Origin of the sequence: Streptomyces sp. NBC_00513 (genome assembly GCF_041431415.1) — a bacterium.
Classification (GTDB): domain Bacteria; phylum Actinomycetota; class Actinomycetes; order Streptomycetales; family Streptomycetaceae; genus Streptomyces.
This window is the reverse complement of record NZ_CP107845.1, coordinates 3,549,283-3,561,647: the sequence shown is the minus strand read 5'-3', so window position 1 is coordinate 3,561,647 and position 12,365 is coordinate 3,549,283. Positions and strand designations below refer to the sequence as shown.

9 protein-coding genes are annotated in these 12,365 nt (G+C 71.7%); 6 read left to right on the top strand and 3 right to left on the bottom strand.

From position 1 onward, the window contains the following. The first annotated feature begins 71 nt into the window (after positions 1-71). The 5 genes from OHA84_RS16400 to OHA84_RS16380 all read left to right on the top strand — a co-directional run bounded on the left by OHA84_RS16400 (position 72) and on the right by OHA84_RS16380 (position 6,695). Positions 72-1,244 (top strand): helix-turn-helix domain-containing protein, encoded by a 1,173-nt coding sequence (locus OHA84_RS16400; RefSeq protein WP_266971049.1) that lies wholly within the window; start codon positions 72-74, stop codon positions 1,242-1,244. A 111-nt stretch (positions 1,245-1,355) separates the two neighbouring features. Then, positions 1,356-1,988: a DinB family protein gene (locus OHA84_RS16395; protein ID WP_053682494.1), complete on the top strand. Its 633-nt coding sequence runs from the start codon at positions 1,356-1,358 to the stop codon at positions 1,986-1,988. A gap of 186 nt (positions 1,989-2,174) precedes the next feature. Then, the gene (locus tag OHA84_RS16390) at positions 2,175-4,046 is read left to right on the top strand and encodes a long-chain fatty acid--CoA ligase (RefSeq protein ID WP_266971051.1); all 1,872 of its coding nucleotides are present in this window, start codon (positions 2,175-2,177) and stop codon (positions 4,044-4,046) included. Between the two features lie 118 nt (positions 4,047-4,164). Next, a complete protein-coding gene (locus OHA84_RS16385; protein WP_266971052.1) occupies positions 4,165-5,697 on the top strand; it encodes an alpha/beta hydrolase in 1,533 nt (510 codons plus the stop codon). A 140-nt stretch (positions 5,698-5,837) separates the two neighbouring features. Continuing rightward, on the top strand, positions 5,838-6,695 hold the full coding sequence (locus OHA84_RS16380) for a hypothetical protein (protein WP_266971054.1): 858 nt from the start codon (positions 5,838-5,840) through the stop codon (positions 6,693-6,695). A gap of 199 nt (positions 6,696-6,894) precedes the next feature. Here OHA84_RS16380 and OHA84_RS16375 read toward each other — a convergent pair whose 3' ends face one another. The 3 genes from OHA84_RS16375 to OHA84_RS16365 form a co-directional block, all read right to left on the bottom strand. Then, complete coding sequence (locus OHA84_RS16375) at positions 6,895-7,107, bottom strand: DUF397 domain-containing protein (protein ID WP_053682497.1); 213 nt, start codon at positions 7,105-7,107, stop codon at positions 6,895-6,897. Positions 7,108-7,314: 207 nt separating this feature from the next. Beyond that, positions 7,315-8,193 (bottom strand): helix-turn-helix transcriptional regulator, encoded by an 879-nt coding sequence (locus OHA84_RS16370; protein WP_053682498.1) that lies wholly within the window; start codon positions 8,191-8,193, stop codon positions 7,315-7,317. 410 nt (positions 8,194-8,603) lie between these two features. Beyond that, positions 8,604-9,362 carry a GPP34 family phosphoprotein gene (locus OHA84_RS16365; RefSeq protein ID WP_053682499.1) on the bottom strand — a complete coding sequence of 253 codons (759 nt, stop codon included), beginning with the start codon at positions 9,360-9,362 and terminating at the stop codon, positions 8,604-8,606. Between the two features lie 186 nt (positions 9,363-9,548). On the opposite strand from OHA84_RS16365, the gene OHA84_RS16360 reads away from it, so the two are divergent. After that, a complete protein-coding gene (locus OHA84_RS16360) occupies positions 9,549-12,278 on the top strand; it encodes a hypothetical protein (RefSeq protein ID WP_266971057.1) in 2,730 nt (909 codons plus the stop codon). Positions 12,279-12,365 lie beyond the last annotated feature (87 nt).

The following is a 12,365-nucleotide window of genomic DNA, read 5'->3' as shown; positions in this document are numbered from 1 at the left end:
ACACGAGACGGCCCCCGCCGGGACTGGCATCCCGGACGAGGGCCTGACCATCAAGGAAGTAGCCCTTCCCCATGGATACGCGGCAGCTTAACGCGCCCCCGCGCGCGTCGTCCCGGGTTCGCCCGGCGACCCACCGATCCGGCGTCCAACACGTCACCACCCGACACACCTCGCGCTACACGGTGGTCGGCAACCACCTCGCCCAACACCGCGAACTCTCCGGGCTGGCACGCGGGGTCGGGCTCTACATCCAGTCGCTGCGCGCCGGTTCACCGGTCGGCATCAAGGAGCTGTCCAAGCACTTCCCCGAAGGGGTGACCCGACTCGCCTCCGCCCTGCGGGAGTTGGAGGCGCACGGGTACCTGGAGCGGAGTGTCGTCCGGCTGCCGGACGGGCGGATGGCCACCCTCACGTACTGGCACAACCAGCCGGGTGCGGTACCCGAGGCCACCGTCCGAGCCGCGCGACCGGCACGCTCTCCTCGTCCACCTCGGGCGTCCCGTCCGCCTCGGGCGCCTCGTCCGTCCCCGGTGGAGCGGGCGCCGGAGCCGGGGGTGTGCGGGCCGGTGCCCGAGGGGTTCGAGGAGTTCGAGGCGCCCGGGGGGTTCGAGGCGTTCGAGGAGTCGGGCCGGGAGCCCGCCGAGTCCGAGTCCGAGCCGGAGCCGGAGCCGGAGCCCGAAGCGCCCCTCGACCCGGTCGCCATCGACCTGTTGGCGGGGCTGCGTCGCGTCGACCCCCGGCTGTTGCTCTCCGAGGAGGACGTGCGTCGTCTCGCGCCCCGGGTCTCGGCCTGGTTCGAACGCGGGGTCCACCCGGAGGCGGTGGAGCGCGCGCTGACCTCGGACCTTCCGCACCCCCTGCGGCACGCGGCGTCCCTGCTCGCCTTCCGGTTGGAGAAGTCCCTGCCGCCCGTGCTCCCGCCGGCCCCGGTCCGACCGCGCCATGTCCCGCCGGACCCGTTGATCACCTGCGACGGCTGCGAACGCTGCTTCCGGTCAGCCGACCCGAAGGCGCTCTGCGGCGACTGCGAGCCCCTGCGCTCGCATCGCGCCATCGACCCCGCCGAGCACGAGGGCGCGTACGAGGACGAACACGGGGACGCGTACGAGGACGAACACGGCGACGCGCAGGGGGACATGTACGGCGACGCGCACGGGGGCGAACACGAGGCCGTGTACGAGGACGCGTACGAGGCCGTGTACGGCGACATGCGCGGGGACGTGTGCGGCGGCGCGGGCGGCTGAGGGGCCCGGCGCGTAATCGGGGCGCGGTGCGGCGGAGGCTGTGACAGCCTGGCGGGTCACCCGATCGCCCCCCCGCCTCGGGGCGAGCCGTTCATCCACAGGAGTGACCCCGTGAGCCCATCCCCCGAGACCCCCTCCCGTGTGACCCCGCTGCTGGAGCAGTTCGAGTTCGCCCGCGAGCGCCTGTTGGGCCGGTTGGCCGGGCCCGTCATGGACAGCGGCGACGGGTCGGACACCGAGGTCGGCCCGATGACCGACGAGGAGTACTTCTGGGAGCCGGTGGCGGGCTGCTGGTCGGTGCGTCACCGCTCGGACGGGCCGGGAGCGCGGGCGACCCACCTGGCCGGCGCCGGCGAGTGGGGGCGGGACGCCGCGCCCTACCCGCACCCCGCGCCGCCTCCGTTCACCACCATCGCCTGGCGCCTGAGCCACCTCACCGAAATGTTGACGCTGCGGGCCGACCACGTGGCCGGCAGCCGGGCGCTGACCCGGGACGACTACCGGGTCAAGGGCGACGCCGCCACGGCGGTCGCGGACTTCGAGGCGGCCTCCGAGGCCTGGCGGAAGGCGCTCGCGGGCGTGGACGACGCCGCGCTGGACACCGTGGGGTACTGCACCTACCCGCACGGCAGCGACGTGGAGGATCCGTTCGTCGACATCGTCTGGTGGGTCAACCAGGAACTCCTGCACCACGGGGCCGAGATCGCCCTGCTTCGCGACCTCCACCGCGCCACCCGGGGGTGACGGCCCGACGGCCGCGCTCCCCGGGCGGGCCGGCGCGGCCCCCTCGGACGGCGGGTCCGTGGTGTGTGCGTGCTGTGTGCGAGGTGGGAATGTGCCGGTCGGAGCGTGTGCGGGGGGTGGTCAGCAGCAGTTACCCCTGCGTAAATTACCGGCGGTAACTCCTGCCGAACCGAAGGAGCGCGCGCCGTGAGCACTGTCGTGCAGCAGGCCGGGCCGAAACTCGTCGAACCCGTCAAGACCGTGATCGACGGTGTGGTGCGCGAGGTGGTCGTACCCGCGCTGGTGGGGCCGCCCCCGCACGGGTCACTCGGGGACATCCCCTTCGACAACGCCGCCCAGGCCCCCGCCGAGGCCGTGCTCGCCCGCAAGGGCCCGGACGGCGCCTGGCGGGACGTGAGCGCCGCCGAGTTCGCGGCCGAGGTCCTCGCCGTGGCCAAGGGCCTGATCGCGGAAGGGCTGCGCCCCGGGGACCGGCTCGCCATCATGGCGCGGACCACGTACGAATGGACGCTGCTGGACTTCGCCGGCTGGGCCGCCGGGCTGGTCACCGTACCGATCTACCCCACCTCCTCCGCCCTCCAGGCGCGCTGGATCATCCACGACTCCGGAGCCGTGGCCTGCGCCGTCGAGGACACCGTGCAGGCGCGGATCATCAGCGGCGAGCGCGGGAACCTGCCGTGGCTGGCGCACCTGTGGGAGTTCGACACGGGCGCCGTGGCCCGGCTCGTCAAAGCCGGGGAACACATCCCCGACGCACTGGTGCACGAACGCAGAAGAGGCCGTACACCCCACGACGTGGCGACGCTCGTGTACACGTCGGGGACCACCGGGCAGCCCAAGGGCTGCGTACTGACGCACGGCAACTTCTTCGCCGAGGTGGACAACGCGGTCGAACTCCTGCACCCCGTCTTCCGGGCCAAGACCGAGGAACCGGCGGCCACCCTGCTCTTCCTGCCGCTGTCCCACGTGTTCGGGCGGATGGTGGCCGTCGGATGCCTGCGGGCGCGGGTGAAACTGGGCCACGCGCCGAGCATCGCCACGGAGGACCTGCTGGCGGACCTGGCCGGCTTCCGCCCGACGTTCCTCCTCGCCATCCCCTACGTGCTGGAGAAGGTCTACAACACCGCGCGCGCCACCGCCGAGCGCATGGGCCGGGCCTCGTCCTTCGACCGCGCCGCACGGATCGCGGAGCGCCTCGGCGAGGCGGTCGAGGGCAACCCCCCGGGCCTCGGACTGCGCACCGCCCGCGCCCTGTACGACCCGCTCGTCTACCGGCGGATCCGCGCGGCCCTGGGCGGCCGCGTCCGCTACGTCCTGAGCGGCGGCTCCCCCCTGGGGCGGCGGCTCGCCGCCTTCTACACCGGCGCCGGAGTCGAGGTCTTCGAGGGCTACGGACTGACCGAGACGACCGCCGCCTCCACCATCACCCCGCCGCTGAAGCCCCGGCTGGGAACGGTCGGCTGGCCGCTCCCCGGGACGGGGGTACGGATCGCCGACGACGGCGAGGTGCTTCTGCGGGGGCGCCACGTCTTCGCCGGGTACTGGAACGTGGCCTGGGCGGAGCCGGGCGCCTGGTTCCCCACCGGGGACATCGGCGAACTGGACCGGGACGGATACCTGACGATCACCGGCCGGAAGAAGGACATGATCATCACCTCCGGGGGCAAGAACGTCGCCCCGGCCCTCCTGGAGGACCGGCTGCGCGCCCACCCCCTGGTCGGCCAGTGCATGGTCGTCGGCGACAACCGGCCGTACGTGGCGGCACTGGTCACCCTGGAGCCGGAGGGGCTCGCGCACTGGCGGCAGATGCGGAAGAAGACCACCATGCCGATGCGGGAATTGGTCGAGGACGAGGAACTGCGGGCCGACGTACAACGGGCGGTGGACGAGGCGAACCAGCTGGTGTCGCGCGCGGAATCGATCCGACGCTTCGTCGTGCTGCCGGGCGAGTTCACGGAGGCGCGGGGCCACCTGACGCCGTCGCTGAAGCTGAAGCGGGGCGTGGTGTCGCGCGAGTTCGACCGCGAGATCAACGCCCTCTACCGCGGCCGAGGCTGAGCGGGGCCGGTGCCGGAACCCCGGGGGCCCCCGCCGGGCCCGAGCCGTCGACGGGCCGAGTCGGCGGGGCGCGGTTAGGGTGGGCCGGCAGGGTAGGGGGGTTGCCCGAGGAGGGCTCGTGCGCCGTACCCGTGGTTGGTTCCGTGCCGCCGTCGCGGCCTGCGGGCTCGTGCTGGTGTCGTTGGGGGCGACCCCGCCGGCGACCGACGGACCCGCGCCGCCCCGCATCCGCTGGGGCGACTGCCCCGAACGGCCGATACCCGACGGCATGCGGTGCGGGACGCTGGACGTGCCGCTGGACCACGCCGCCCCGGCGAAGGGCACGGTCACCCTGGCGGTGGCCCGGATACCCGCGACGCAGGGCGCGTCCCGCGGGCCGGTCCTGCTGAACTTCGGCGGCCCCGGCGGCCCCGGCATCGCCTCCCTCGCCGCCGACCCCACCCTCTTCGCCGACCTCGGCAAGCACCGCGACCTCGTAACCTTCGACCCCCGAGGCATCGGGCACAGCGAGCCCGTCTCCTGCGGCGGCTCACAGGAGACCGACCCCGCCCTCGCCCCGCACGACGCCGCCGGACGGCTCGCCGCCCTGCGGGCCGTGGCCCGGCGGTGCGCACTGCACTCCGGCCCGGTGCTCCCGTACATCGGCACCGTGAACGTCTCCCGCGACATGGACGTCATCCGCCGGGCCCTCGGCGCGGAGAAACTCGACTACCTCGGTTTCTCCTACGGCACCCGGCTCGGCGCCGTGTACGCCGCGCAGTTCCCCCGCACGACCGGCCGCATGGTCCTCGACGGGGTCGACACCCTCACCGAGCCGCTCGCCGAGCAGGCCCTGATGTCGGCGCGCGGGCAGCAGCGCGCCCTCGACCACTTCCTCGGCTGGTGCACCCGCCAGAGCGACTGCGTGTACGGCACGAACACCCGTACCGCCAAGCGGAAGGTCGACGCGCTCGTGGCCCGGCTCGACGAGGAACCGCTGGTCGGACAGGACGGTTCGCACTTCACCGGGCAGGACGTGGTCGCGTCCGTCGGCACCGCCCTGTACTCGCGCAAGCTGTGGCCCGCGCTCGCGGACGGCCTCAAGGAGGTCGAGCGCGGTGACCCGATCGGCCTGCTCCAATTGGGCGGCCCTATGGAGCCGCCCCCGCAGGACCAGGACGAGGACCAGGACCAGGACCAGAACGAGGGCCGGGTGAAGGTGCCCGCCGACAACGGGTCGGCCGCGCAGACCGCCGTGAACTGCGCCGACGACCCGGACCGGGGCGACGACACGGCCACCTCGGCAGCGGTCCGCAAGGAGGTCGAGGGCCTGCGGGACGCGTTCCTCGCGGCATCGCGGATCTTCGGGCCGAACCAGCTGCTGACCGTCCTGTCCTGCTACGGCCGCCCGCCCGGCACGGACTTCATCCGGAAGATCGACGACCCCGGAGCCCCGCGCATGCTGCTCGTCGGCACGCGCGGCGACCCGGCGACCCCGTACGAGTGGACCGAGGAGACGGCCCGACGGCTGGGCTCGGCGGTGATCCTCGACTTCAAGGGCGACGGGCACACCGGGTACGCGGAATCCCCGTGCGTACGCGACTACGCGAACCACTTCCTGGTCGACGGCCGGCTTCCCGCCGGGACGCGGTCCTGCCCCGCCGGGCAGTGAGCGCCCCGCCGGGCAGTGAGCGCCGGCGGGGCGGGAGCCCGGGAAAGCGGACCTGCCGACGCCACGGTCTCCCACCCTGGTTCGGCGGCGGGGGTGCCCGACCCCTCCACAACTGACGCAGCATCAGATACACCGGTGTCATGACCGCAGAAGAGCAGGAGCACGCACCGGACACCCGCCCCGACGACTACGCCGCGCTCGCCGCCGTCGGCCCCTACGGAGTCCGCCCCGGCCACGCGCTGATCACCATGGTGGAGCCGCACCCCGGACACGAGTACGCGTACAACCGTTGGTACGAGGACGACCACTACTACGCGGGCGCCATGGCCATGCCCTGGATGTACGCCGGACGCCGCTGGGTGGCCACGCGGGACCTCCAGGAGCTGCGCTACCCCGAGAAGTCGGCGGTGGCGCAGCCGGTCGGCGCCGGCTGCTACCTCTCCACGTACTGGGTCACCCGGGGCCGCTACGACGAGCACATGAAGTGGACCGTCGGCATCAACAAGCGCCTCAACCGCGACGGGCGGGTCTACCAGGACCGCACCCACGTCTTCACCGCCTTCCAGAACCATGCGGCCACGGTCTACCGGGACGGCGCCGCCGGGCCCCGGGACTTCCACGCCCTCGACCACCCGTACGCCGGCCTGGTCCTCCAGGTCGTCGACGCCGACGGGCCCGAACAGCGGGCCGAACTGTTGGAGTGGCTGCGCTCGCGGGCCCTGCCGAAGCGGCTGGCGGGAGGGCCCGCAGCGATGGTGACGGTCTTCCGGCCTACACCGCTGCCCGGCGACCGGATGACGTACGTCAAGCAGGTCGAGGGGGTCGACACCCGGCTGACACTGCTGTGGTTCCTGGAGGCCGACCCGCGGACCTGCTGGGACCGGTTCCGGGGCTGGGAGACCGAGGTCGCGGAGACGGGACTGGGGCGGGTGGAGTTGGTCGCGCCGTTCATCCCCACGGTGCCGGGCACCGACCGGTACGTGGATCAGCTGCGCTGACCCGGGGCGCGGACACGACGGAGCCCCCTCGGCCAAGACGGCGGGTCGGTCGAGAGGGCTCCGATGGGTGGTGCGGGTGGTGCTGGTGGTGCTGGTGAATCTGGTGGTGCGGGTGAATCTGGTGGTGCCTGTGGTGCCGGCGACGCGGGTGGTGCCGGCGACGCGGCGGTAGGGATCGTCGGGAAGGTCGCCTCGACGTTCAGACGAGGCGCCCCGGCCGACCCTCGACGACGTCCGAGACGAAGGAGTTCCAGGAACCCGGCGCGAAGGTGAGCGACGGTCCGTCCTGCACCTTCGAGTCGCGCACGGCGATGGATTCCATCACGGGGGACTTGACCTCGACGCAGGCGCCGTTTCCTCCGGAGTAAGAGGACTTGGTCCAGTTGTCCGTGGCACCCTGACGAATAGCCATGTTTTTCTCCGGTTCGGCGAGTAGTTCCGATGGCGTGTCGGCCACTTCCCCGGCCGACGTGATCGACGCTACCCGCACCTTCCGACGGCTGAAGGGGCCGTTCACTCGACCGAGTGGCATATTCAGGTCAGGTCTTATGTGGCCGGGGAGCGACGGTGTACCGTACGGCCTCCCTTGTCACCGGGACCGATTCCTCCCCATTTGTCGCTACTTGCCGGCGTAGTGCTTGATGATCTCCGAGATGAACTGCCGGGTCTGGTCGACGTTGAGAGCCTGGGCGCGAAGGTGCTCGTACATCACGCTGTACTTCTGAACGTCGTTGGCCTTCTCCAAGTACAAGTCGCTCGTGACACCCTCGATGTAGACGACCGTCGAGTCCGAGGCGTCGGGAAATTCCAGAATCGCGTACTGGCCGTTCACGCCGGGGTGCGCCCCCATCGAGAACGGCATCACCTGCACGGTGATGTACGGCTCCTCCGAACGCTCTATCAAGTACTCCAGCTGTCGGATCATCAACTGCGCGTCGCCCACGTGCCGGCGCAGCGCCGCCTCGTCGATGACCGCCCACAGGCGGAGCGGACCGACGTCCGGATTGTTGTTGTCCGTCTCGGACAGCCGCTTCTGGCGGTGCATCCGGACCTGGACGCGCTTCTCCACGTCCTGCGGCGCGGTCTCGGGCAACGCGCCGCGGATCAGGGCCTGGGCGTAGTCCGGGGTCTGGAGCAGTCCCGGGACCATCTGGGGCTCGTACGTGCGCAGGCTGGCGGCGTCCGTCTCCAGGCCGATGTAGACGCTGTACGGGATGTCGCCGAAGGCGTGCCACCAGCCCTGCTGGCGCGAGTCCTTGGCCATCTGCATCAGGGAGTCGACGAGTCGGCGGTCCTCGACCTCGTACACGTCGCACAGGTCGCGGACATCGCGCTGACTGATCGAGCGCCGACCGTTCTCCAGTCGGCTGATCTTCGACTGGGAGACGAGGAGGCGCTCGGCCACCTGCTCGGCCGTCATGCCCTTGTCCTCGCGCAACTTGCGCAACTCCATGCCCAGTCGGCGGCGTCGGACGGTGGGATTGACATTGGACGCCACGGAAACGGCACCTCCGCCTTCTTCTTCTCGTTCTGGCTCTGTTTCTGTCTCTCTGCGTGCCTGATGTTCAGCAGACTGCCACCGAAGGGCGTGGTGGCGCTGGGGAACGGGTGGGAAAGGCAGCCGCGTGGGAAAGACAGCCGCGCGGGAATGCCGGACGTGCGGAAAAGACAGACGCGCGGGGTGGCGGGACCGGGTGGGCCGGCCCCGCCACCCCGCGCGCTGGCGGTTCCCGAACCGGGTCTTTGGGGGACGGCCGGTTCCGGCGATGGCGTTCGGTCGAGCGGTGCGCGTGTGGGCCGCGGATGGATCAAGGGGTGTCGCGGGTCCCACGGGTGGTGCCGGTGGTGCTGGTCGTGCGGGTTCTGCCGGTCCTGCCGTTCCTGCGGGTCCTGCTTGTCACCCGGCGGTCAGTGCGCGGCCGCACGGGCCATCGCACCTGTCCGACGCGGCTGCATCGGGACACCGCCCGCACCGGTCGCGGAGGTGGCCGAAGCCCGCGCGGCGGATGCCGGCGCAGGTGCGCGGTCACGACGTGGCTGTGCCGCCACCCCGTTCTGGACGTCCATGACGGCGTGCGCCACCAGACCGCCCATGGGGTCGTGCCGGATCAGGTCCCGCAACCGGGACCTGGACGACCGCCCCTCGTTGCCGGGGTACAGGTGCTTGCCGAGTCCGACCGCGTGGGCCAGTGCGGCGAGCGCCGCGGTCCGCGGGTCCGGCGGTACACCGGTGCGGATCGCACTGTCGAGCCGGGCACGGATCTCCCGGCTGATCGCCGTGTCGGTCGCCTGGTAGCGAGTCGTCGGCAACACCCCGCACATCTGTCCCGCGACGGCATGAACCATGCCGCAACGCTCCAGATGAGCGAGGTAAATCTGACGGAGCCCCAGTCGGGGTCCGCCGATCCAGTGGACGGCCCGAACCGGGCTGCCGCGCCTGCGCAGCAGTTCCAGTGCGGAGTCCAGAGTCGGATCTCCTGTCGGCCGTGGCATCACCACGGCGATACGATCCCCGTCAGGGGCTATCCGTCCTGCCAGAGCCAGCTCCACTAGCTGTGCCCCGGCCAGGCCGAGGTCGAGCGACTGCGGCTGCGCCGTGGTTCCCGTGGTCGGGTCCAAGGCGAGCAACAGAAGCTCCTCCGGAATTGTTCTGCGGCTCCTGCCCATCCATGCCTCCCCGCGTGGATGAGTGACAGGGTGACGCCTCTCACATTCATCTGTCGAGAGCGCCTGGTCGGTTTATGGGGGAACCTGCATCTATGTCGTTCTCGTCTAGCGGGTGGGCGATGCCCCCGAGACGGGACACTGTTAGACGGTTCGGACAGCGGCCGAACGTCGATCGAGGAGGAACTGGTGGCGGGCGAGTCCCCCGACAAGTCGGTAGATGAAGGTGCGTCGGGGGCGGCGGACACCGCCGCGTCCTCCGCGGAACGGGACCCGAGGCTCTCGGTCCTGCGACCGCGCGAGCCCGAGTCCGGCGACCGGGACCCTCTGAAGGTGGCCGTCGCGGCCTGGGTCGCGTCCAAGTCGGCGGACGCGGAGCGTACGGCGGAGGGCGAGGCCGGCGGCGACGCGGGCTCCGGCGGCACGGACGAGGGTGACGGCGAGGGCGACGGCGACGGGGACACGCGCCCCGGTGCCGGTGCCGGTGCCGCGGCTGCGGCCGAGGCCGAGCCGGAGGCGGAGGCCGAGCCGGTCGAGGCTGCTCCCGAGCCGAAGGCGTCATCCGGTCGGGTGGACTCGACCACCACGGCCGGTTCCGTCGATGCCGCAGCGGATTCCGAGTCCGAGACCGGTTCGGAGTCCGGTTCGGAGTCCGGTTCAGAGTCCGGTTCCACCTCGGGTTCCGGCGGGTCCGCGCGGGGTCCGGTGGCCGCCGACAGGCCCGCCGCCGCGGAACAGCGGACGACCGCGTTCGGGGTCGTGAAGCCCGCTCCGGACGCATCCGCCGAGAAATCGACCGAAGCGGAGGGGCCCGCCGACAGCGAGCGCACCGCCGTGTTCCGGGCGTTCAGGAACGATGCCCGCGAGGCGCCGAAGACACAGCCGAAGCCTGAGCCCACGTCGGGGTCGAGGGCCGAGTCGCAGCCCGAGTCGAAGCCCGAGTCGAAGCCCGAGTCGGAGTCGAAGCCGGGTTCCGGTTCGGATTCCGCTTCTGCCGCGGGGCGGGGTGCGGCCGTTGACCCGCGTTCCGGTTCCGGTTCTGGTTCTGGATCTGGTTCCGGTTCGGCGGGGAAGTCGGCCGAGGACAGTGAGCGTACGGCCGTGTTCCGGGCCGTGAAGCCCGGTACCGCCCCCGCCACCCCCTCCGCGGCCAAGTCCGCGCAGGCCGACCGGCCCGCGCCCGCGAAGCCGACCGAGGACGGCGAGCGCACGGCCGTGTTCCGTGCGGTGCGTCCCGGTGCCGCCGAGGCGCCGAAGCCGGCTGCCGGTTCCGGCCCGGCTTCCGGTTCCGGTTCTGTTCCGGGCTCAGGTCCCGCGTCTGGTTCCGGTTCCGGTTCGGCGGGGAAGTCGGCCGAGGACAGTGAGCGTACGGCCGTGTTCCGGGCCGTGAAGCCCGGTACCGCCCCCGCCACCCCCTCGACCACCAAGCCCGCGCAGGCCGACCGGCCCGCACCGCCGAGCGCCGGCGGTGAGCGCGCCAGTACCTTCGTGCCGTTGCGCGGCGACAGCGCCCGGCCCGCCGCGCCCACCGCGCCGAAGCCGGCTCCCACCGCCCCGGGGTCCGCCCCGAAGCGGGCGCCCGCGCCCGCCGGGCCCAGGCAGGACAGCGAGCGGACCACGCAGCAGCCGCTGCCGCCCAAGCCGCCGCTCGACATGCTGGCGGACCTCACGAACAACCCGCCCCCGCCGCCGAGCCCCCTGCGCACCTTCGCGCGGCGGTTCAAGATCTACGCCCCGCTCGTCGCACTGCTAGTGATCATCCTCGCCGTGGTGCAGCTGGTGCGCCCGCTGCCCGAGCCGCAGCTCAAGATGACGGCGCAGAGCGCGTTCACCTTCGACGGATCCGCCCCGGTCCTGCCGTGGCCGAAGGAGGGCCAGGGCTACATGGCCGCCGCCGGCCTCGGCACCGTGGGCACCTTCGGGGAGCAGAAGCCCATCGCCATCGGCAGCGTCGCCAAGACCATGACGGCGTACGTGATCCTCAAGGACCACCCGATGAAGAAGGGTGAGAAGGGCGAGATGATCCCGGTCGACAAGACGGCCGTGGACGACGGCAGGAAGGACTCCGAGGGGGAGTCCACCGTCAACACCCTCAAGGAGGGTGGCCAGATCTCGGAGTACGACGCCCTCGCCGCGATCATGATCCCCTCCGCCAACAACATCGCTCGGCTGCTCGCGCGCTGGGACTCCGGCGGTGACCAGGAGGCGTTCGTCAAGAAGATGAACGACACCGCCAAGGAACTCGGCATGACCAACACGACGTACACGGACCCCTCGGGTCTGGACGCGACCACGGTCAGCACCGCCGAGGACCAGGTCAAGCTGGGTCTCAAGGTCGTCGAGATGCCCGAGTTGATCGCGATCACCAAGCTGCCGAGGTGGACCGACCCGTCCGGCAAGACGTGGCGCAACTACAACGACCTGATCCCCTACAACGACTCGCTCGGGATCAAGACCGGCTCCACCACCAAGGCGGGCGGCAACCTGCTCTTCGCCGCCCAGAAGCAGGTCGGCAAGACGAACCAGCTGATCGTCGGCGCGGTCCTCGGTCAGCACGGCGTGCCCATCCTCGATACCGCCATCGCGGCCAGCAAGGACGTCATGCTGGCCACGCAGAAGACGCTGACCGGCGCGAACGTCGTCAAGAAGGGCCAGGTCGTCGGGTACGTCGACGACGGGCTCGGCGGCAGGACCCCGGTCGTGGCCACCGCCGACGTCGAGGCGGTCGGCTGGCCGTCGCTCAAGGTCAACGTCAAGCTGGGTGAGGGCGGCGGCCCGCTGCCGCAGACCGCCAAGGCCGGTACGGAGATCGGTGTCCTGACCATCGGCGAGGGTGCCAGTCAGGTGAAGGTGCCCGTGGCCCTGAAGCAGGACCTGGTCAGCCCGAGCCTGGGCAGCAAGCTGACCCGCGTCGGCTGAGCCGCCCCGGGCGGGATCTACCGCCGGGGACGGGTTTCGTTCAGGCGCTCCGGGCAACCCCGGGGCGCCTGAGCACGTCTTGGATGC

Excerpts from the sequence above, each read along its gene's own strand:
- OHA84_RS16365 (WP_053682499.1), bottom strand. The coding sequence starts at position 9,362 with ATGGGCAGGAGCCGCAGAACAATTCCGGAGGAGCTTCTGTTGCTCGCC.
- OHA84_RS16375 (WP_053682497.1), bottom strand. The coding sequence starts at position 7,107 with ATGGCTATTCGTCAGGGTGCCACGGACAACTGGACCAAGTCCTCTTAC.
- OHA84_RS16400 (WP_266971049.1), top strand. The coding sequence starts at position 72 with ATGGATACGCGGCAGCTTAACGCGCCCCCGCGCGCGTCGTCCCGGGTT.
- OHA84_RS16380 (WP_266971054.1), top strand. The coding sequence starts at position 5,838 with ATGACCGCAGAAGAGCAGGAGCACGCACCGGACACCCGCCCCGACGAC.